Here is a 20959-nt window from a genome sequence, read left to right as displayed (position 1 = left end):
AAGGGGGCAAATCGCCCCCTTACATGTTTCTCCGGACATGGCTTGCGGATCATCCTCGCTAAATGGTTATAGTAAAGATGACTGCCCGGACCTTATAAGGATAAACCCAATGCTCCTGGAAAAGCTAAAAGCTCTCGAATGTAGCCTGCACGGTGACAAACGAAACGATCGCCAATGGCTCGAAGAGATACTGCATCCTGACTTTCGGGAAATAACCCGTTCGGGTGTTATGGTTGATCGCAAGGAGACGATTGATTCTCTGACTGGAGAAGAGAGTGGGCCGAATATTCTTAGCAGTGAATTCCGGCTCATCAGCATGAGCGAAAGTGTCGCCATATTGCAGTACAGAACGGTTAATTCGGACGGTAATCGCCCTTCCCTGCGATCTTCTTGCTGGGTATGTTCCGGTAACGGAAAATGGCTGCTGGCATTCCATCAGGGAACGCCAGCAGCGGAGATGTCATAGCGTGATTATCGTTGGCCGTTAAATCTGCGCCTGCCCACCATCCACATAAATTTCGGCCGCGTTAATAAAGCTCGCATCGTCAGACGCCAGAAACGCGACGGTTTTACCAATCTCTTGCGGTTCGCCCAGTCGACCGAGCGGCACGCCCTCTGCCAGCGCATCAAACAGGCCCTGACGCTGCTCTTCCGGGACAAGTCCGCCCAGGCCCGGCGTGCGAACAGGGCCAGGGCTCACGACATTGATGCGGATACCGCGCTCTTTAAGGTCAAGCGCCCAGGAACGAGCCAGACTGCGCACGGCGGCCTTGCTGGCACTGTAGACGCTGAAGCTGGCAGTGCCTTTCACCGCAGCCGTTGAGCCGGTAAGAATAACGGATGCACCGTTGCTTAACAGCGGCAGTGCCTTCTGAACGGTAAAGAGCAGGCCGCGCACGTTGGTGCCAAAAATACGGTCGAAATGCTCTTCCGTAATATCCCCCAGCGGCATCATATCGCCGCCACCGGCGTTAGCAAAAAGGACGTCCAGTCGGCCTGACTCACTGGCGATAGTCGCAAAAACGTTATCCAGCTCGCTTAGTACAGAGGCATCGGCCCGGATCCCCGTTGCTGCCGGTCCGATTAAGGCGACCGCTGCATCAAGCTCTTCCTGACGGCGGCCGGTGATATACACCTTCGCGCCCTGCTCTGCCAGCACCTGCGCCGATGCCAGACCAATACCGGTGCTGCCGCCAGTGACTAACGCTATCTTGTTCGCTAATTTTTTACTCATGATTAAATTCCTCAGTCAAAGTTCGAATCTGCTCTTTGCGGCATCAATGTTGTCGCGGTAAGAGAAGCATATCGACGTGCGGATCATTTCAAAATAGAATGATTTGAAACTCATCATTGCAAATTTGAAATGACAAAATTTCCCGATTTTGAAGGTCTCGCCATGTTTGCGAAGGTGGCAGAAGAAGGATCTTTTGCTGCCGCGGCCAGAGTGATGGGCGTCTCCGTCCCGACCGTGTCACGCGCCGTGGCGCGGCTTGAGGAGCGTCTGGGCGGTCGGCTCTTTAACCGCACCTCCCGCCAGCTTGCCCTGACGGAGTTCGGTCAGAGCATGGCGGCAAAGGCCTCGGAGATATACCGTCAGGCGGAAGAAGTGGAAAACGAAGCCTACGAACTGTCGGTGCAGCCACGCGGTCAGGTACGCTTAGCCGTGCCGATGTCTTTTGGTTTACGCTGGGTTGCTCCTCTGCTGCCGGAACTTATCCGCCAGTTCCCGGAACTCAGCGTGGATCTGCATCTGTCAGATGCGTCGGTCGATCTGATCGCCGAAGGCTTTGACGCCGCACTGCGTATTGCAGCGCTGCCGGATTCTTCTCTGGTGGCGCGCAGGCTGTGCGCGGTGACGCAGTATCTGGTGGCGTCCCCGGCTTATCTCGCGGAACACGGAGTGCCGCAGCACCCGCGCGAGCTGACTTCCCGGCAGTGCTTCAGCTATGCCTACAGGGCCAGGAGCCAGGTATGGCGCTTTACCCACGCTTCCGGTTTGCAGGAAGATATTGTGCCGAACGGCCCGCTGCGGGTTACTAACTCCGATGCGCTGCTGCCTCCCCTGCTGGCGGGGCTGGGCATTGCCGAACTGCCCGAATTTATGGCCGCTGAGTATCTGAAAGACGGACGCCTGGTGCATCTGCTTGATGCGTGGTCGATGACGCGGGGAGGACTCTACTTTGTTACGCCGACGTCCCGCAGTCGCCCGCTCAAGGTGAAGGTATTATCGGATTTCTTTGCCAGACATCTCAGTCAGCCTGAGTGGCGCTGGTCTGACACTGGCAAATGATGTAATGCCCATGTTTACAAAAAGAAAAAGCCCCATAAAGGGGCCTGGTGTTGAACAAAACGCATATCCGCGAGCGGCGCTAATTTAGAACCGATATTGCATACCGGCCATAATGGTATAGTTTTTATTGGCAATGCCGGCCGCCTCTCCACCAATAGAAGAGGTTTGGCCGCTGATGTTATCAATAACCTGCGTGCTGCCTTTGCCCTCTTCGTATTTGCTCCAGGTGAATTCAGCAAACACTTTGACGTTCGGCGCGATGTAATATCCAGCATCGACTGTCGTACCGTAATAACGTGAATTTGTTGATTTATCACGGAAGGTCAGGTCGCGCATATAGTGCTCATCGTTATCATGCGCCCGGGCCCAGTCACTGAATTTAAATAAGGCATTAAATTCAAAGTCATTAATACGATACTGGCCCGTGAGGCCAACGTATGGCATAGAGAAGCGCTGGCGATAACCAATACCCCGCTCACCTTCCGGGAAATTACCGGTATAAGCACCGTTGTCATAATTGTAAGAGCCACCGGTTGCCGTCCAGCTAAAACGGGTTTCCTGATAGCCGGCAACAACGCCCGCTTTATAGTTTTTATCCTTGAATAACCAGCCTTTTACATTGAGATCGTATTCATTGGCATAATTAACATCCGTGTTCGGGTGGGACGAGTGGTCTGTCCATTTTGCCTGACTGGCGTTCTGCCAGTCGTAGTCATCCATATGGCTGGAGCCTGAAGCCAGCGAGGTCCAGCCGCGAGCGTTCAGCGTCAGGAAAGAGTACGCATCCCAGGAGACATCACCTTTCACAATGCCGAGATTCTTTATTTTCCAGTCCAGCTGGCTGACTTTTCGACCTGTCCCTGCGTCGTAAACCAGCTCATGAGATTTCCCGTTCAACACACCGCCAGAGGTCGACAGGGTAAAACTTTCTGGTGAAAAATTCGGGGTAAACTGCACTGATTCCGCATACGCCGTCCCTGAAAGCGTGGCTATCATCATTACTGCAACAAGACTTTTATTCATTTTTATTACCAAAATCATAAGAGAATTAATAAGTTGAGTTTTGTATCTCGTACAAATGCCAGGGCAGCATCCATTTTTTATAATTATTTCATTCAAAAATCAGTGGAAAGGTATGCATCCGTTCAACACCCGCACCCTCTGCTTATTGACCTTAAATGAAATTAGCGATCACCTTTTAATGCGTTGCAATACAAAAGGTTAATGCTAAAAGGTAATAAGTATGGGTTAGCAAATATTCCACACAGTAAAATGCTGATTGGATATTAAGGTATTCGAAAGGTATTAATGATGCGAAATAAAGCAAAAACATGCTCGTTTTTCGCCCATCGAAAGTGGTGATTAAATGACCTGGAGTGATATGAGGTAATTATCGGAGCGTCGTTCGACGCTCCGGGAGGGACGTTGTTATTTACCCATAATTTCTCTACGGATAATTTCCGCGCCCGCACTTAACGCATTCAGCTTGCCGTTAGCAACCTGACGCGACAGCGGCGCCATCCCGCAGTTGGTGCACGGATAGAGCTTATCGGCATCGACGAACTGCAGCGCTTTGCGCAGCGTCGCGGCGACTTCCTCGGGGGTTTCGATGGTATTCGTTGCCACATCAATGGCCCCGACCATCACTTTTTTACCACGGATCAGCTCAAGCAGATCCATCGGTACGTGGGAGTTATGGCACTCCAGCGAGATAATATCGATCTTCGAGGTCTGCAGTTTCGGGAACGCCTCTTCGTACTGACGCCACTCGGTGCCCAGAGTCTTTTTCCAGTCGGTATTGGCTTTGATCCCGTAGCCATAGCAGATATGCACGGCGGTTTCGCACTTAAGTCCTTCGACGGCCCTTTCCAGCGCGGCGATGCCCCACTCGTTGACCTCATCGAAAAATACGTTAAATGCCGGCTCGTCGAACTGGATAATATCCACGCCTGCAGCTTCTAATTCCCGGGCTTCCTGATTGAGAATTTTCGCGAATTCCCAGGCAAGCTTTTCGCGGCTTTTGTAATGATTATCGTACAGCGTATCGATCATCGTCATCGGGCCTGGCAGCGCCCATTTGATCGGCTGCTTCGTCAGCGAACGTAAGTAGCGGGCATCCTCGACAAAGACCGGTTTCTGGCGCTCAACGGCACCGACAACGGTCGGCACGCTTGCATCGTAGCGATTACGAATTCTGACGGTCTCGCGTTTCTCGAAATCCACGCCGCTGAGGTGTTCGATAAAGGTGGTGACAAAGTGCTGACGGGTTTGCTCGCCGTCGCTGACAATATCAATCCCGGCACGCAGCTGATCGTCGAGCGACAGACGCAACGCATCCTGTTTACCAGTAATTAATTCTGCGTCCTGCAGTTTCCACGGAGACCAGAGCGTCTCGGGCTGCGCGAGCCATGACGGCTTGGGTAAGCTGCCGGCGGTGGACGTGGGGAGCAATGTTTTCATAGCAGGTGACCTTATAGTTTTAGTAAATCAAAGCGCGTAGCTGGCAGACCATTGCTCAAGAATATTCTTGTAGGGTTCGATGAAGTGTTTTTCCGTAAACTTCCCCTGCTCAATCGCCAGCTGGCTACGCTCTTCGCGATCGTAAACAATTTTGGTTAAGGAGTGATCCTGGTTGTTCAGGTCGGGCCGATAGTGGAGACCCGCGGCGGAGTTGGCGTTGTAAATCTCCGGGCGATAGATCTTCTGGAATGTCTCCATCGTGCTGATGGTGCTGATAAGCTCCAGATTGCTGTAATCGCTCAGCAAGTCACCGATAAAATAGAATGCCAGCGGCGCAACGCTGCCTGAAGGCATAAAGTAGCGCACCTGCAGACCCATCTTTTTGAAATAGGCTTCAGTCAGCGACGTGCCATCCTGCTGGTACTCATGGCCCAGCACCGGATGCTGATTCCCCGTGCGCTGATAGGTATTTTTATTGGATACGCTCAGGCAGATAACCGGTGCTTTTTTAAACGCATTTTTGTATTCATCAGAACGGACAAAATGCTTAAAGATATTCCCGTGCAGATCGCCAAAATCATCCGGAATGCTGAAGGCGGACTGGTTTTTATTGTGGTCCAGCAGACGCACGCTAAAGTCGTAATCACGCACGTAAGAGGAGAAGTTATTCCCCGTAATGCCTTCGATGCGCTGGTTGGTTTTTTTATCGATAATCGAGGTTTTTAAAATCTCGATTGCCGGGAAGGTTTTGCCGCTGCCTTCGATATTCATCTCAACGGAAATAATATCCAGCTCGACAGCGTAGCGATCGCCTTTCGGGTTATCCCAGCAGGCTAAGCTATTGAAACGGTTCTCAATCATCGCCAGAGTGTTGCGCAGATTTTCCTGACGGTTATCACCTCTCGCCAGGTTGGCAAAGTTAGTGGTAATACGCGTATTTTCGGAGGGGTTATAATTCTCGTCAAAACGACCGCTCTTAATGGTGAAGCTAAAATGTTTAGTCATGGTGATCCCGCATCCGACATTCTGGTATGAAAACTGACGTTCTCTCTTATTGGCTATAGTTTTGCCAGAGTCACCGGATAAGGGGAAGCGACGATATTTCACGGCAACATGAACCATCTTCATGATCTGGCGCAAGCCAGGTTCGGCGTTGTAGTATATTGAGAGTACTCTTTCTATCAGGTCTGACGCATGTCCTACTCTATCGGTGAATTTGCCCGACTTTGCGGAATAAACGCCACCACGCTGCGCGCATGGCAGCGTCGCTACGGCCTGCTTAAGCCCATGCGCACAGACGGCGGCCATCGCCTGTACAGCGATGATGATATCCAGCAGGCGCTCAAAATTATCGACTGGGTGAAAAAAGGTGTGCCCGTCAGTCAGGTGAAACCCCTGCTCTCGCGCCCCGGCGCACGTCGGACTAACAACTGGGTCACGCTGCAGGAGACGATGCTGCAGCGGCTGAAAGAGGGAAAAATCGAATCCCTGCGCCAGCTGATATACGATGCGGGTAGGGAATATCCCCGCCCGGAGCTGGTGACTGAGGTTCTGCGTCCGCTGCGCAGCAAAGTCTCGGCCAATATCGCGACCATGATGACCCTGAGAGAAATTCTTGATGGCATTATCATCGCCTACACCTCCTTTTGCCTCGAAGGTGACAAAAAAGCGCCGGGCGATAATTACCTGATTACGGGATGGCAGCTCACCGACCCGTGCGAAATCTGGCTCGAAGCGCTTAAGCGTACCGGCCAGGGACACCGCATTGATGTCCTTCCTAATCCACCCGCCGCACTGGCGCCGGAGATTTTCCCCGAGCGTAAATGGCTGCTGGTTACCACCGGCAAGCTGACGATTGCCCGCAAAAAACAGGCAGAGATCTGGCAGCAGCAGGTTGCCTCCCTCGATATCGTCCTTCTGTAATCCCCCCTCTTGTTTCTCTGGTCAGCAGCCGTAACGGGCTGCGGCTCTGTCACGTCCGTTGTATAACCTGCCAAAAACACCCTTTAAAAATCACAATTCAACCAATTGATATTAATAACAAATAAAAAATACTTTCACGCAAACTTGTACAACAAACAATGCTTGTGTAAGTTTTAAGTATGCCGCTATCGGCACCTCTCACTTCAGGGTTAACCTTATGAGCACCATCTCCACCGTTATTGACCGGTTTGTTAATTACTACACCGCGCTGGATAACCAGCCGCAATCGGCAATGACGGCGCTCTATCACCCTGAAGCCGAGCTTATCGATCCCTTTGGCAGCCATCAGGGCCTGTTTGCGATCCGCCGCTACTTCACTCACCTGCTGGTCAATGTTTCCCACTGTCGCTTTGACATCGATACCCCTCTGTCAGACGAGCAGCGTTTTGTCGTGACCTGGACCATGCACTGGTCGCACCCGAAGGTTGCCGGGGGCGAAGCTCTGGCCCTGCCGGGCTGCTCGGTGGTGACGGTGCAGGATGGCCAGGTTATCCGCCAGCGAGACTTCTACGATGGCGGCGAGATGCTCTACGAACATATTCCCGTGCTGGGCTGGGCGGTACGCAGCGTTAAACGGAGAGTGCGCGCATGATGACTGTCCTCATCACCGGCGCAAGCTCCGGCATCGGCGCCGGGCTCGCAAAATCGTGGGCGGATGACGGCTACCGCGTCATTGCCTGCGGGCGAGACCCGGCCCGACTGGCGGCGCTGCAGCAGCACAGCCCCAATATCTCGGTCTGCCAGTTTGATATGACCGACGGCGAGGCCTGCCGTATTGCACTGAGCGACTGCCGTCCGGATCTGGCGATCCTCTGCGCCGGAACCTGCGAGTATCTGGATCGTGGTGAGGTCGATGCCGCCCTGGTGGAACGGGTGATGCGTACCAATTTCCTCGGGCCGGTAAATTGTCTGGCGGCGTTGCAGGCGCAGCTGGTTCGCGGTAGCCGCGTGGTGCTGGTCAGCTCAATGGCACACTGGCTGCCCTTCCCCCGGGCTGAAGCCTACGGCGCGTCGAAAGCCGCACTGAGCTGGTTTGCCCGTAGTCTGCGTCTTGACTGGGAGCCAAAAGGCATTGCCGTTACCACCGTATCCCCGGGCTTTGTCGATACGCCGCTGACCCGCAAAAATGACTTTGCCATGCCCGGACAGGTCAGCGTCGATAGCGCCGTCACCGCCATTCGTCGCGGGCTGGCGAAGGGCAAGGATCATATTGCGTTTCCGGTCGGCTTTGGCCTGATGATGCGCCTGCTGGCCGCGCTTCCCGATGTTGTTCAGCGCACGCTACTGCGCAGGATGGTGCGCCCATGAAGATCGCGATTATCGGCAGCGGCATCGCCGGACTGACCTGTGCCTGGCGGCTGGCCGGACATCATCAGGTGACGCTTTTCGAAGCCGCGCCCACCGCTGGCGGGCATACCGCCACGGTTGACGTAACAACGCCGTTGGGGTCGTTTGCCGTCGATACCGGGTTTATCGTCTACAACGATCGCACCTATCCGCGCTTTATGGGCCTGCTCAGCGAACTGGGTATCCGCGGGCAAAAAACGCAGATGAGTTTTTCCGTGCATAACCCGAAGAGCGGTCTGGAGTATAACGGCCACACCCTCACCTCCCTGTTCGCCCAGCGGCGTAATCTGCTGAACCCGACGTTCTGGAAACTGCTGAAAGATATCGTGCGCTTTAACCGGCTGGCGAAGGCCGCGTTTACGGGCAAGGTTGACCCGGATGCGACGCTGCAGACCTTTCTGGAGCAGCACCGCTTTAATGAATTTTTCGCACGTCACTACATTCTGCCGATGGGAGCCGCCATCTGGTCGTCATCACTGCAGGAGATGCGCCGTTTTCCGCTGCCGCTTTTTTTAGGCTTCTTTGAGAACCACGGCCTGCTGGATATCACCCAGCGCCCGCAGTGGTATGTGGTGCCGGGCGGGTCGCGGGAGTATATCCGCGCCATGCTGGCACAGCTGGGGGATCGCCTGGATCTGCGTCTTAACGCGCCGGTTCAGCGTGTGACCCGCCATCATGACGGCGTGACTCTCCAGCTTGCGGGTTCAGACCATACCTTCGACCAGGTGATCTTTGCCTGCCACTCCGGCCAGGCGCTGGCGATGCTTGCCGACCCGACGCCTGCCGAATGCGAAGTGCTGGGCGATATTGGCTGGCAGCGTAACGAAGTGGTGCTACACGGCGACCGCCGCTGGCTGCCGGTGCGCGAGCGCGCATGGGCGAGCTGGAACTATCGCCTGAGTGACGCCGACCAGGCCAGCGCCTGCGTCACCTACAACATGAATATTTTGCAGGGTCTGCCCGAAGGCAGTCCGCTGTTCTGCGTCACCCTCAACCCGGAAACGCCGGTGGATGAGCGCTACGTCCGGCAGCGCTTTGTTTATGAGCACCCGCGGTTTAACCCGCAAAGCTGGCGGGCGCAGGCGCGTCGGGGCGAGATTAACGGCCAGCAGCGCAGCTGGTACTGCGGCGCTTACTGGTACAACGGTTTTCACGAAGACGGCGTGCGCAGCGCGCTGGACGTGGTGAAAGGGATCGCCGCCGGGGAGGATCGCTAAGATGAACAGCTGTCTCTATCAGGGCGTACTGCGCCATCGCCGCCTGCAGCCAAAGGCCCACCATTTCAGCTACAGCCTGTTTATGGCCTGGCTCGATCTGGACGAGCTGGAAAAGCTGCCAACGGTTGGCATCCGCCGTAACCGCTTTGCCGCCGCCGCGTTCCACGATGCGGATTATCCGCTGGGGACGCCGCTGAAAGAGCATGTTCTTGCCCGGCTACACAGCCTGACGGGTGAGCGTCCCGACGGTCGGGTGATGCTCCTCACCCAGCTACGTTATTTTGGCTTCCACTTTAACCCGGTCAATTTCTACTACTGCTATGACCAGGTTGGCATCCTGCGCTGGGTGCTGGCGGAGGTACGTAACACGCCGTGGAATGAGCGCCACTACTACGCGGTGAACGGCCTGGATGCACAGCCGATGGAGAAAGCCTTTCATGTTTCGCCGTTTAACCCGATGGATATGGTCTATCACTGGCGCTTTAACCGTCCGGGTAAAACCCTGCACATGCATATCGAAAATCATCAGGAAACAAAGGTTTTCGACGCGACCCTGGCGCTGACCCGGACGCCGCTGACGCGCACTAACCTGAGTGTTTTACTGCTGCGTCTGCCGCTAATGACTCTGAAAACCGCGCTGGCCATTTACTGGCAGGCGCTGCGTCTGTGGCTTAAACGCGTGCCCATTCACAACCATCCCGCCAGCAGGAGAGAACGCTCATGACCGAGCCCGTCTTTGCGCTTAACCCCGATTTTCCGCGCAACGCCCGCGTCGCACGCTGGCTGCTGTTCCGTCTGCTGAGCGGTATCCGCGAAGGCTCCGTGACCGTGCGCGAAGGGGCGCAGACCTTCCACTTTGGTGATACATCCGCGGCCCTGCGTGCCGACGTGGATGTCCTCAACCCGGGCGTGTACTGGCGTCTGCTGACCGGTGGCAGCCTGGCCGCCGCCGAGGCCTGGATGGACGGTGAGTGGGAAACCCACCAGCTGACAGCACTGTTGCAGATCCTGGCCCTGAATAGCCAGGTGCTGGGACGCCTTGAACGCGGTTTCCGGCTGCTGGGTAAACCCGTCGAGCGCATCCGTCACTGGACGCGGCGCAACGCACGTCGTCAGGCGCGGGAGAATATCGCCGCCCATTACGACCTCGGCAATGCCTTCTATTCGCATTTTCTTGATGAGGAACTGCTCTACTCCAGCGCGATTTTCACCGCCGATGAGCAGGATCTGGCCGTCGCCCAGCGGGCCAAAATGGCGCGCCTGTGCGAGCAGCTCGCGCTCACCGCCGACGATCATCTGCTTGAGATCGGCACCGGCTGGGGCGCGATGGCTGAATACGCCGCCCGCCACTACGGCTGTCGCGTGACCACCACCACGCTCTCGCAGGAGCAATATAACTGGGCCAAAGAACGCATTGCCCGCGCGGGACTTGCGGATCGCGTCGAGGTGCTGCTGTGCGACTACCGCGACCTGACCGGGGAGTACGACAAGCTGGTCTCGATAGAGATGATTGAAGCCGTGGGCCAGCGCTACCTGCCGACCTTCTTCCGCACCTGCCAGGCGCGACTGCGTCCGGGCGGCAAAATGGCGATTCAGGCGATCACTATTCAGGATCAGCGCTACCGCGATTACAGCAAAAGCGTTGATTTTATCCAGCGCTATATCTTCCCCGGCGGCTTTCTGCCGAGCGTGACGGCGATGAGTGACCTGATGACGCGCCATACGGATTTTGTGGTGCGTAATCTGTTTGATATGGGCCCGGACTACGCCCGTACGCTGGCCCACTGGCGGCAGCGTTTTGTCCAGGCCTGGCATGAGATCGAACAGCTTGGCTTTGATGAGCGTTTTCGCCGGATGTGGCTCTACTACTTTGGCTACTGTGAAGCCGGGTTTAACGCGCGCACCATCAGCGTGGTGCAGCTGACCGCGGAGCGCGTATGAAGCGCTATGTGCAGGTTTTTTTGCTGGCCGTGGCGTTCGATCTCTACTGGACGCTGGTGGTGATCTTTCGCGAACGCGGCCTGCTGCTCTGGCTGGCGCTGGCGATTGTCGCCTGGCTGGTACTGTCACCTGCACATCGTTTATACGCCCTGCTTTTGGCTGCGGCAGGCAGCGGCCTCGACACCCTCTGGGCGCTGACGGGGCTTATCGACTTTACCGGCTCGTGGCTGTTTCCCCTGTGGATGCTCGCGCTCTGGCTGATGTTCGCCAGCGTCTGGACCGCCATGACGCTCACCACAACCCTGCCGGGCTGGATCCTGGCGCTGATGGCCACCGTCGGCGGACCGGTAGCTTATGTGATTGGCGAACGTCTGGGAGCTATCACCTTTCTGGAGCCGACCTTTATTGTCGTCAGCTGGATGGCGCCGGGATGGCTGGTACTGATGCTGTTCTTTCATATTACGATCGGGAGGCGACCATGCGCGCCGCTGTACTGATCATGCTGTGGCTGTCAGCCCTTGCGCCCGCCGCCCATGCCGCGGACTGGCTAAGCTGGCGAAAAGTCGGGGATGCAACGCTCACATGGGGGCCGTTTACCCTCTATACCTCCCAGCTGCGCACGCCGGACGGCCGCTATAGCGGGCCGGAGCAGGACCGGGCGCTGATTATTACCTATAAGCGCGATATCGACCGCGAGGATCTGGTGGATGCCACCCGCGAGCAGTGGCAGGCACTTGGCGTTCCGGAGCAAGAACCACGGAGCGCGGAATGGCTGCGGATGCTCAACGCCCTGTGGCCGGACGTGACGCCGGGCACACAGCTGGCCTTTGTTGTTCACGATAAGCAGGGCCAGTTCTGGTATCGCGCCACGCCCGCGCAAAAGACCTTTACGCCGCTCGGCCCGGTCCAGTCTGACGCCTTCAGCCGAAACTTTCTGGCGATCTGGCTCGATCCCCGTACGCAATATCCCGAACTGCGACAGCAGTTGATCGGAGGTGAAAAATGAGACGTCTTCTGACCTTCATGGTGGGACTGGTCATGCTGCTGACAGGCTGCAGCACCGAGGTTGCCGACTACAAACAGCAGCAGCCCTCCCTTGATATCTTCCACTACTTCCAGGGCAAAACCGAAGCCTGGGGTATGGTGCAGGATCGCAGCGGTAAGCAGATCCGCCGCTTCCACGTAACCATCGATGGCGATGTGCTGGGTGACACCCTGACGCTGAACGAACGCTTTATCTATGACGACGGCGAGAAGCAGCAGCGAGTGTGGCATATCCGCCGCACCGGCCCGGACCGCTATGAAGGCACGGCGGGCGATATTGACGGCGTCGCCACGGGTCAGGCGGCAGGCAACGCCTTTCACTGGCGTTACAGCATGAACGTTAACGCCAAAGGCAGCACCTGGCTGCTGCATTTTGACGACTGGATGTATCTGCAGGATGGCACGCATCTTTTTAATAAAACCGAGATGAAGAAATTCGGTATCACCGTCGGGACGGTGACGCTTTTCTTCACCCGACATGAGCAGTGAAGAGGATAGCGCCATGAGCACTCAACCCCTTATCGGGATCAGCGGCTGTTTAACCGGCTCGGCCGTTCGCTTTGACGGCGGACATAAACGCGCGGGCTTTGCGATGGATGAACTGGCCGAGTGGGTCACCTTCAAACCCGTCTGCCCGGAGATGGCCATCGGCCTGCCCGTTCCCCGCCCGGCGCTGCGTCTGACGCAGCTGAGCGAAGGTGAGATCCGGATGCGGTTCAGTCATGAGCCCCATGAAGATGTGACGCAAAAAATGGCGGATTTTAGCGACGCGTATCTCCCGAGTGTCAGCAAACTATCGGGTTTTATCGTCTGTGCCAAATCCCCAAGCTGCGGGATGGAGCGCGTCCGGCTGTACGATGAAAAAGGCAATCGCGGGCACAAAGAAGGCACCGGACTGTTTACCGCCGCGCTGCTGGCGAAATACCCGTGGCTACCCGTCGAAGAAGACGGTCGTCTGCACGACCCGGTTCTGCGGGAAAACTTTGTCGAGCGCGTCTTTGCCCTGCATCAGCTGAATACCCTGCGCGCCAGCGGCCTGACCCGCGGTGCCCTGATCGACTTCCATAGCCGCTATAAACTGCAGCTGCTGGCGCACCATCAGGCTGGCTACCGCGAGATCGGTCCGTTCGTCGCCACCCTGCATGAGTGGGAAGATCTCGACGCCTTCTTTGTGGCCTACCGCGAAAAACTGATGGCGATCCTGAAACAGCCCGCCTCGCGGAAAAACAACACCAACGTCCTGATGCATATTCAGGGCTATTTCCGCGAGCAGCTTAACGCCCGCCAGCGCGGCGAGCTGCGCGAGGTGATCCTTAACTACGGCGAAGGGCGGCTGCCGATTCTGGCTCCCCTCACCCTGCTCAAGCACTATCTGGCGGAATACCCCGACCGCTATCTGCTGACGCAAAACTACTTTAATCCCTATCCCGACGATCTGGGTCTGCGGATAGCGGTGAACTGAGTATTAGTGACAAGAGGCTCTCTTAACCCACAAGAGCCCGGAATACCCCCGCTTAGACGACAGCCCTCACTGTCGTCTTTTTTTCTTCCAGGATGAGCAGACTTCTTAAGTTTGATTCGTAATCTGGATCACAAAAATGCACCTAAGCTGCAATCATTTTCATATCCGAATGAGATACCTACACCATTAAATAAAAAAATCACCCACACAAAAAGTGGTATCATGAATATATCGCAAATCTGATATAAACATAATTTGATATCAGACCTGTCCTGTTCATCTTTATTCACACAGCGATCATTGCCATTTATGATCTTTGATATATCACATATCAAGATATGAGGAATGTATGAAAATAAAAAGCTTACTTGCGCTATTAGCGCTCGCTTTAGTGATGAGTGGTTGTGCAACGAAAACACCAGAAAGCGCCAGTACCTCAAAGTCAGATGCAACATCTACGGGTGAGGAACAGGTATTACAAAGTACGGATATGAAAATCAGGTCAACGTTCAAGGGAATAACCACCTGGAATACCGGACAAAAGTTTATGAACATTATTGGTTCAACTCATGATCATAAGGTTGATGGTAAAACCTGGATAGCGTTATACAGGGAAAAATGTAAGGTTGATCCTGGCACCCACAGTATTACAGGCAATATTTGCCCGAATAATGCCCTTGGTGGGCACGTCGTTCAAAATGGGAGCTCCCAGTATCCTGGTGTAGGCGATCCTGCTTATATTGCACCAATTTGCACCGCCGAAAACAATGTGCCCAGCCTTGTTATGACGGTTGCTGCAAATACCTGCGTCGTCGTACTTAACTACTGGGAGAAATAATCATCCCGATACGTTATACGCCGCAGGGCGTATAACGTATCTGCCCGTTCAGTCCGGAGACGGCCCACGTTCAAGAAAGGTCGACAGCGCGATATAGCTGCGCACGGATCGCACGCCATCCAGGCTCTGAATTTCCATCAGAAAGTTTTCCAGCGATTCGGTATCCGCAGCCCGCACCTTAATAAAGACACAGCCATCCCCCGCGACCGTATGCAGCTCCTCAACTTCCCGCCGGTTTGTAAATTGCAGCAGCGCCCGCGTCGCCTGATAGCTGCTGGTATCGATAACCAGGAAGGTCAGTAACGTCCGGCCCAGCTTGCAGCCGTCCAGCACCGCGACGGTTCCTTTGATCACGCCGTCACGCTTTAACCGCTTCACACGGTCGTGCACTGCCGGAGCTGAAAGATTCACGATTTCACTCAGTTCGGTATAACTGCGGCCTGCATCTTCTGCCAGCGCGCCTAATATTTTTCGGTCGATCGCATCGAGTTCAGCCGGTTTGTGTCTTGTCTGCCGAATACCATCTTTTTCTTTATCAAATGCGCTCATTGGGCTTCTCATTCTGAATGAAAGTATGAATATACTTGCTTTTACCTAATCACATTAAGTAATCATATCTAAACTGGAGTTACAATGCCTGTCGCACTTTTCGCCCTCGCCGTCGGCGCATTCGGGATCGGTCTTACCGAGTTCGTTATTGCCGGGATCCTTCCGCAAATCGCTGCCGATTTTGGCGTCAATATCCCCACCGCCGGGTTAATGGCCACATCCTATGCGCTGGGCGTGTTTATCGGTGCCCCGCTGCTGACGGTGCTGGGTGCAAGGGTGCCCCGCAAAACCATGCTGATCGCGCTGGCGTGTATTTTTACGCTCGGGAACATTATTACCGCCCTTGCGCCAACATTGTCGCTGGCGATTGTGGGCCGGGTTATTACCTCATTTAACCACGGTGCCTTTTTCGGGATCGGCTCGATTATCGCCGCCTCACTGGTTGCACCAGGCCGTCAGGCCAGCGCCATTGCCTTTATGTTTTCCGGGCTGACGCTCGCCAACCTGATTGGCGTTCCGGCAGGGACATGGCTCGCGCAGATGTTCGGCTGGCGGCTGGTCTTCTGGGTGATTGCCGGTATCGGCCTGATCACAATGGCAAGCGTCGCACTGCTGGTGCCGCGTATCGCGAAGGGTAAGGCCGTCGCCCTGCGCGCAGAGCTACGTGCCTTTGTTGACCCGCAGGTATTGCTGGTGATGGGCATCACCATTTTCGGCCCGGCGGCGTTTTTCACCTCCATTACCTATATTGCGCCGATGATGATCGAAAAAGCCGGTTTCTCCGCCGGAGGCGTGGCATGGCTGATGGTGCTGTTTGGTCTCGGCCTGGCGGTGGGCAACTGGATCGGCGGGCGCTTTGCCGACCGCTCACTGTTTGGCACGCTGTTCGTCACCCTTGCCGCACAGGGCCTGGTGCTGCTGGTCTTCTGGGCCGGTGTTGAAAACCCTGTTGTTGCCAGCGCATCGGTATTCCTGATGGCGGCGTTTGGTTTCGCGACCGTGTCACCGATTCAGAAACTGGTGATGGACCGCGCCAGCCACGCCGGTGCGCCAACAATGGCGGCATCGGTGAATATCGGGATGTTTAATCTCGGCAATGCGCTGGGTGCATGGGCCGGTGGTGCCACCATCGCCGCCGGTTTTGGCCTGGCGTCACCGAACTGGGCCGGGGCTATTTTCTCCTTTATCGCGCTGGGCCTTGCCCTGCTGGCATGGCAGAGCGCGCGCAGAGGGTATGCGGTGCAGGCTTGCGCTGAGTAAAATCAACAAAGGGGGCTCGGTGCGGTCGCAGGGAACGCAGGCCGATCGTAAAGTCGCAAAAAGCATCGTCCCTGACAGCTCGGCTCACGCCATCCATGGCGTGAGACGCTTTACTCTTCGGCCTGCGTTCCCTGCTCTTTGGCTTTGTGCGTCGTCTGAAAGAGGAAAGCTATTATGCGTGCTGGATTTGACTAACGCCCTCTTCACTTCTTATCCAGCGTGGTGCCACCATTTCGTCAATAAAGTAGCCGGTCAGTTCGCAGAGCAGATCGGGCTGGAGCTGGCGCAGGGTCGCGTGAAGTTGATTGCTGAGCGCCTGGCGCTGTATAGGGTCGTTGCTTACACCCAGCGTATTGACGATGTTTCACAGGTTCTGGCCTGCTGGAAAAAATCGGGAACGGGCGTGAAAGGCTCAGAATGCGTGGAGCTGAGGGTTGTTGCCATGGTGGCGGCCTCCTATGAAGTGTATTGAATACCACACACGCAACGAAAAAAAGCTGACGCGTATAGTGCCATCAATGAGTTTTCAAGGATGCCAATCCCGGCATCTGATTTTGCAGATGCGGGGATACCATAGCGGCAGAATTCACACGTTAAAAGCCGTTTGATGCTGCAAGCGAGGCGGGTATGTAACTCTGGAATCTTTCTCGCAGAATAGAATGAATGTCTGTAATGCGTTATCACTGCTGTGTGGGATTCATTGCGTAGTCAGAAAGCCTGAGGGAGAGTCTGCTTTGTGCCGTTGAGTGGGATAAAGGAAGGTTGCTACAATGCTTCACAGTAAGGTGGTGCAGGGATAAGTGCCACCTTAAATAAGCGAAACCCCGAGAGGGACCAAAGTCTGTCTCGGGGATCTAAGTAGATTGTTGGAGGCGCTTAGTGTGAACACCAGAGGGGCCGAACCAACTGCTCTGACAAGGATTCTAAACACTCATGGCTGAAAGTCAAGTTCCTTACAATTACGCTGCCAACGAAGCAAGCATCATTGAAAACCTGTCGAAAGAGCGCTTTGCGCCCTACTTAAAAAATGCCGGGTTTAATACACAATATGCATTTAGTTTGTATCTTTATAATGCACGGCTGTCAAAATCCTTCCTTTATCTTCTACATATTCTTGAGGTCACTCTCCGGAACAGGATGAGTGAGATATTTAGCGTTTATTTCGATGAAAAATGGTTTGATCATAGTTCTTTCAGATCGGGGTTGTCAGCTGAAAGCATGGATGCGCTGGATCGTGGGATTAGAAGAGCTAAAAAACCCAACAAAGAAGATATTATTTCAACATTAACGTTTGATTTTTGGTCAAATCTGTTTAGACCAGAGTATGATAGATTTGTATGGCAAACAAACATGAAGCATTTATTGCCGAATGTCTCTATGACCCGAAAAGATTTCGAAAAAACGGTCAGGGACATTAACGATTTTCGAAATCGTATTGCACATTATGAACCAATACATAAAATGAATTTGAGCCAGATGCATGTTAACATATTGAATACACTGCAATGGCTATCAACTGAAACCAGTCTCTGGGTAAAGCATCATTCGACTGTCAACGAATGCTTGCGCATGAAACCATCACCTGGCGGAGATGCGAATGTTTTAATAAGTGAACGATGTGATAAAGATTTCTCAGTAGTAACACTCGATGAAACCATCAGCAAAATAAAAACCTCAAAATTTACAATTTGTGTTGATGAAGAAGGTGATATAAAGGCTGTTTTAAAAAATGAACACTTGGCTAAATATTTAATATCTCAATCAGAAGACGATGAGCTAATTATAGATCTCAAATCTCACAATGTAAGCAATCTCATTGAAAAACTGTGTGTTAGCAATACACATTGTTGCAGTGCAGGTGAAGCTTATAAAACCATTGAAAAATATTTCAAAAGCAGAGTCAGTTTTTTTGTCGTTCTGGACAAAGGACAAATCATGGGTGTAGTAGAGAAAGCACATGGGAGATATTAAAATTTTTATATAGTTAATCAGTTAATACAATTCTGTCTACCGCACTAGCGGCTTATTCATCCCTTCACAAAACCGACTCGCGGCCCCCTTTCTACGGAGTGCTTTCGAAAAACGCATCATCCGAGGGAGAATAACGTCAGTTCTTCGTTCAGAGCGGACATTAAGGAAATTGCGATATTTTGAGTGATGAAAAGCCGTTTCCACTCAATTTTAATGCTGAGCGCGGCCCCCTGCAGCGAATACAGAAAATGATAGATATAACGTTCACTCATTTACTTTATTAACGCTTTTCGCTGAACGATGCCGCATAGCGCCCGGCGGATATCCATTTATGCGCTTAAAAGCTCTGCTAAATGCTGCCTGTGAGGCATAGCCAAGACGTAAAGCTACCGTGTCGATTGAGATCTTATCGTGAATGATCCAGTGACCAGCGAGGCGCATTCGCACTTCCCTTGCATAGCGCTGAGGGGGTATCCCAATGATTGATGTAAAACGTTCAGCAAAAACCGAACGTGACACATGAGACTGAGCAGCAAGCTCAGCAACAGACCACTCCCGACTGGTATCGCGATGGATGGTCAGAATCGCACGGGCAAGCCGCGGATCACGTAGCGCTGCGATAAGGCCAGCGGCTTTCTCGCTGCCGTTTTCGATCCATCCACGCACGATCATGGCAGCAGCCACTTCGGCAAGGCGTGCCAGAATGCCCGCGAAGCCAGCGCGTCCGGAACAGATTTCAAATTTCATGGCGCCTAAAATGGGAACCAGCCCCGGATATATCTTTTCGTTTGCCTCAACCACTATGGTTTGCGGCATCAGTTTACCCAGGCCCTGCATTCCTCCCAGATCGAACTCCATACAGCCATAAAACAGAACTGTGCTGGGAGTCGGATGCGTACTGGGGCAGGTATTGATTCCGCTGACGGCCTCGCCTAAAGGCGCAGAGCCTAACGTATCGATATGGTGAATTGCACAGCCGACATCCGATAAAAGCTGATGCTCCTCACCCTGGGGCATAAATACCATGCTTCCGGCTTTCAGCTCATGAAGCGCACCATCGTTTGTACAAAGTCGCGCCGTTCCCACAGCAATGTAATGAAAATAGGCATGGCCCTGTCTATTGCTAAAACCGATACCAAACTCAGATCCAGTCTGTAAACGGCGGTACTGCACGCCACGCAGGCGCATTTCAAGCAGCAGTTCACTGATGAGTTCGGATGACAGAGCAAAATGTTTATTCACATGTAGTTCCGGCGTTTCGGGTAAAAAATAAGGACGTATTATCATAGATCGTCCGACCTCTCAACTCTAGACTTGGAACCTGAATTTTTTCTGAAAAGAGTGTGTTATGAGAAATGAAGCAACTGAAGCTGTATCCGCTACTCTGAATAGTTCAGAACCCAAAGAATCCGCATGGATGGCTGTTATTTCACTGACCATGGGTGTGTTTGGGTTGCTGACTGCAGAATATCTTCCTGCCAGCCTGCTGACACCTATGGCCGCCGATCTTGGTGTGACCGAAGCCCTGGCTGGTCAGGCTGTGACGGTTACAGCAGTGGTGGCCCTGTTTGCTGGCCTTATGGTTCCCCGACTGACACGTAATTATGATCGCCGAAATGTCTTGCTCGGTTTTACCGTGCTAATGATTGCTTCCAACCTGCTTGTGGCACTTTCATCGAGCCTGTCAATCGTGCTAGTGATGCGCATTCTGCTGGGCATCGCGCTGGGAGGTTTCTGGAGTATGGCCGCCGCCGTGGCTATGCGGCTGGTCCCTGCTAAAAGCGTTCCGCGTGCACTCTCCATTATTTTTAGCGGTATCGCCGTCGGTACCGTCGTTTCGATTCCACTGGGGAGCTATTTAGGTGGGCTTTACGGCTGGCGAAGTGCTTTTATCGCTGCAACCGCAGTAGGCATGCTTACACTAATTTTCCAGCTGTTTACACTTCCTGCTATGGCTCCGCGCAGGATGATGTTAACGGCGTCTGTCATGGATGTGCTTCGTCGCCCAGGCATAGTTATTGGAATGACAGGATGCGTTATTGCTCATACTGGCCAGTATGCACTGTTTACCTATATTCGTCCGGCTCTTGAAAACATTACTCACCTTGATGTAGACCGTTTATCTTTAATACTGCTTGGATTCGGCGTGGCTAATTTTATCGGGACGCTGCTGGCCGGTTGGCTGATGGAAAGAAGTCTGCGTTTAACCCTGATACTGATGCCGGCACTTGTCGGTCTGGCAGCACTGGGCATGATTGTATTGCCACTGGAAGAAAACGGATTGATATTGTTCGTTGCGTTGTGGGGCATGGCCTTTGGTGGCGTACCCGTGGCGTGGTCAAACTGGGTAGCACGTTCCGTTCCGGATCAGGCTGAAACCGCAGGGGGTATGGTGGTCGCAGCAGTTCAGTCTTCAATTGCTGCTGGTGCTGCGTTGGGAGGTATACTCTTTAGTATCAGCGGCGTAACAGGAGTTTTCATTACGGCTGGTTGTATAATGTTTCTTGCCACACTTGTTATTGGACTGAAAGTGAAGGTCGCGATGAGCTGATCGTTTCGAATATGACCCCGCTTTAAATAATGGCCAGCAGAATCCG

23 protein-coding genes are annotated in these 20959 nt (G+C 53.8%); 17 read left to right on the top strand and 6 right to left on the bottom strand.

The window, feature by feature from the left end; all coding sequences use genetic code 11:
• Positions 1–109 precede the first annotated feature (109 nt).
• Positions 110–466, top strand: a complete 357-nt coding sequence (locus EDF81_RS01080; RefSeq protein WP_123345454.1) for a DUF4440 domain-containing protein — start codon at positions 110–112, stop codon at positions 464–466.
• Positions 467–484: 18 nt separating this feature from the next.
• Here the strand turns inward: EDF81_RS01080 and EDF81_RS01075 are convergent, their stop codons facing one another.
• Positions 485–1234, bottom strand: coding sequence for an SDR family NAD(P)-dependent oxidoreductase (locus EDF81_RS01075; protein ID WP_123345452.1), 750 nt, complete (start codon positions 1232–1234; stop codon positions 485–487).
• A gap of 162 nt (positions 1235–1396) precedes the next feature.
• Here EDF81_RS01075 and EDF81_RS01070 point away from each other — a divergent pair, with 162 nt between their 5' ends.
• Positions 1397–2290: a LysR family transcriptional regulator gene (locus tag EDF81_RS01070; protein WP_260232632.1), complete on the top strand. Its 894-nt coding sequence runs from the start codon at positions 1397–1399 to the stop codon at positions 2288–2290.
• A gap of 84 nt (positions 2291–2374) precedes the next feature.
• On the opposite strand, the gene EDF81_RS01065 is transcribed toward EDF81_RS01070, so the two are convergent.
• The 3 genes from EDF81_RS01065 to EDF81_RS01055 all read right to left on the bottom strand — a co-directional run bounded on the left by EDF81_RS01065 (position 2375) and on the right by EDF81_RS01055 (position 5755).
• A complete protein-coding gene (locus tag EDF81_RS01065; RefSeq protein ID WP_123347637.1) occupies positions 2375–3313 on the bottom strand; it encodes an omptin family outer membrane protease in 939 nt (312 codons plus the stop codon).
• A gap of 405 nt (positions 3314–3718) precedes the next feature.
• Positions 3719–4750, bottom strand: a complete 1032-nt coding sequence (locus EDF81_RS01060) for a methionine synthase (RefSeq protein WP_123345449.1) — start codon at positions 4748–4750, stop codon at positions 3719–3721.
• Between the two features lie 27 nt (positions 4751–4777).
• Positions 4778–5755 carry a DUF1852 domain-containing protein gene (locus tag EDF81_RS01055; RefSeq protein WP_123345447.1) on the bottom strand — a complete coding sequence of 326 codons (978 nt, stop codon included), beginning with the start codon at positions 5753–5755 and terminating at the stop codon, positions 4778–4780.
• A 189-nt stretch (positions 5756–5944) separates the two neighbouring features.
• On the opposite strand from EDF81_RS01055, the gene EDF81_RS01050 reads away from it, so the two are divergent.
• The 11 genes from EDF81_RS01050 (at position 5945) to EDF81_RS01000 (ending at position 14582) form a co-directional block, all read left to right on the top strand.
• On the top strand, positions 5945–6673 hold the full coding sequence (locus EDF81_RS01050; protein ID WP_123345445.1) for a MerR family transcriptional regulator: 729 nt from the start codon (positions 5945–5947) through the stop codon (positions 6671–6673).
• Positions 6674–6890: 217 nt separating this feature from the next.
• Complete coding sequence (locus EDF81_RS01045; protein WP_123345444.1) at positions 6891–7325, top strand: nuclear transport factor 2 family protein; 435 nt, start codon at positions 6891–6893, stop codon at positions 7323–7325.
• Positions 7322–8041 (top strand): SDR family NAD(P)-dependent oxidoreductase, encoded by a 720-nt coding sequence (locus EDF81_RS01040; protein ID WP_123345442.1) that lies wholly within the window; start codon positions 7322–7324, stop codon positions 8039–8041. Before EDF81_RS01045 ends, EDF81_RS01040 begins: the two co-directional genes overlap by 4 nt.
• Positions 8038–9297, top strand: coding sequence for an NAD(P)/FAD-dependent oxidoreductase (locus EDF81_RS01035; protein ID WP_123345440.1), 1260 nt, complete (start codon positions 8038–8040; stop codon positions 9295–9297). The genes EDF81_RS01040 and EDF81_RS01035 overlap by 4 nt, the downstream gene beginning before the upstream one ends.
• Before the next feature lies 1 nt (position 9298).
• Positions 9299–10021 (top strand): DUF1365 domain-containing protein, encoded by a 723-nt coding sequence (locus EDF81_RS01030; RefSeq protein ID WP_123345438.1) that lies wholly within the window; start codon positions 9299–9301, stop codon positions 10019–10021.
• On the top strand, positions 10018–11238 hold the full coding sequence (locus EDF81_RS01025; protein WP_123345437.1) for a cyclopropane-fatty-acyl-phospholipid synthase family protein: 1221 nt from the start codon (positions 10018–10020) through the stop codon (positions 11236–11238). Before EDF81_RS01030 ends, EDF81_RS01025 begins: the two co-directional genes overlap by 4 nt.
• Positions 11235–11735, top strand: a complete 501-nt coding sequence (locus tag EDF81_RS01020; protein ID WP_123345435.1) for a DUF2878 domain-containing protein — start codon at positions 11235–11237, stop codon at positions 11733–11735. The genes EDF81_RS01025 and EDF81_RS01020 overlap by 4 nt, the downstream gene beginning before the upstream one ends.
• The gene (locus tag EDF81_RS01015; protein WP_123345433.1) at positions 11717–12244 is read left to right on the top strand and encodes a hypothetical protein; all 528 of its coding nucleotides are present in this window, start codon (positions 11717–11719) and stop codon (positions 12242–12244) included. Before EDF81_RS01020 ends, EDF81_RS01015 begins: the two co-directional genes overlap by 19 nt.
• A complete protein-coding gene (locus EDF81_RS01010; protein WP_123345431.1) occupies positions 12241–12771 on the top strand; it encodes a DUF3833 domain-containing protein in 531 nt (176 codons plus the stop codon). The genes EDF81_RS01015 and EDF81_RS01010 overlap by 4 nt, the downstream gene beginning before the upstream one ends.
• A 13-nt stretch (positions 12772–12784) precedes the next feature.
• Positions 12785–13744 (top strand): DUF523 and DUF1722 domain-containing protein, encoded by a 960-nt coding sequence (locus EDF81_RS01005; protein WP_123345429.1) that lies wholly within the window; start codon positions 12785–12787, stop codon positions 13742–13744.
• Between the two features lie 349 nt (positions 13745–14093).
• The gene (locus EDF81_RS01000; protein ID WP_123345427.1) at positions 14094–14582 is read left to right on the top strand and encodes a hypothetical protein; all 489 of its coding nucleotides are present in this window, start codon (positions 14094–14096) and stop codon (positions 14580–14582) included.
• 48 nt (positions 14583–14630) lie between these two features.
• Here the strand turns inward: EDF81_RS01000 and EDF81_RS00995 are convergent, their stop codons facing one another.
• The gene (locus tag EDF81_RS00995; RefSeq protein WP_184999440.1) at positions 14631–15131 is read right to left on the bottom strand and encodes an Lrp/AsnC family transcriptional regulator; all 501 of its coding nucleotides are present in this window, start codon (positions 15129–15131) and stop codon (positions 14631–14633) included.
• 84 nt (positions 15132–15215) lie between these two features.
• Between EDF81_RS00995 and EDF81_RS00990 the strand changes: the two genes are divergently transcribed.
• The 3 genes from EDF81_RS00990 to EDF81_RS00980 all read left to right on the top strand — a co-directional run bounded on the left by EDF81_RS00990 (position 15216) and on the right by EDF81_RS00980 (position 18362).
• Positions 15216–16391 carry an MFS transporter gene (locus EDF81_RS00990; protein ID WP_123345423.1) on the top strand — a complete coding sequence of 392 codons (1176 nt, stop codon included), beginning with the start codon at positions 15216–15218 and terminating at the stop codon, positions 16389–16391.
• A gap of 178 nt (positions 16392–16569) precedes the next feature.
• Entirely contained in the window at positions 16570–16863 is a 294-nt protein-coding gene (locus EDF81_RS00985; protein WP_123345421.1) for a hypothetical protein, read from the top strand.
• A 461-nt stretch (positions 16864–17324) separates the two neighbouring features.
• A complete protein-coding gene (locus tag EDF81_RS00980; protein ID WP_123345420.1) occupies positions 17325–18362 on the top strand; it encodes an Abi family protein in 1038 nt (345 codons plus the stop codon).
• Positions 18363–18626: 264 nt separating this feature from the next.
• Here EDF81_RS00980 and EDF81_RS00975 read toward each other — a convergent pair whose 3' ends face one another.
• Positions 18627–19649, bottom strand: coding sequence for an AraC family transcriptional regulator (locus EDF81_RS00975; RefSeq protein WP_123345418.1), 1023 nt, complete (start codon positions 19647–19649; stop codon positions 18627–18629).
• Positions 19650–19710: 61 nt separating this feature from the next.
• Here EDF81_RS00975 and EDF81_RS00970 point away from each other — a divergent pair, with 61 nt between their 5' ends.
• Entirely contained in the window at positions 19711–20913 is a 1203-nt protein-coding gene (locus tag EDF81_RS00970; protein WP_123345417.1) for an MFS transporter, read from the top strand.
• Positions 20914–20959 lie beyond the last annotated feature (46 nt).

Source organism: Enterobacter sp. BIGb0383 (genome assembly GCF_003751845.1).
In the GTDB taxonomy this organism is placed as follows: Bacteria; Pseudomonadota; Gammaproteobacteria; order Enterobacterales; family Enterobacteriaceae; genus BIGb0383.
The sequence above is the reverse complement of the archived record's forward strand: the minus strand, read 5'-3'. Positions and strand labels throughout refer to the sequence as shown.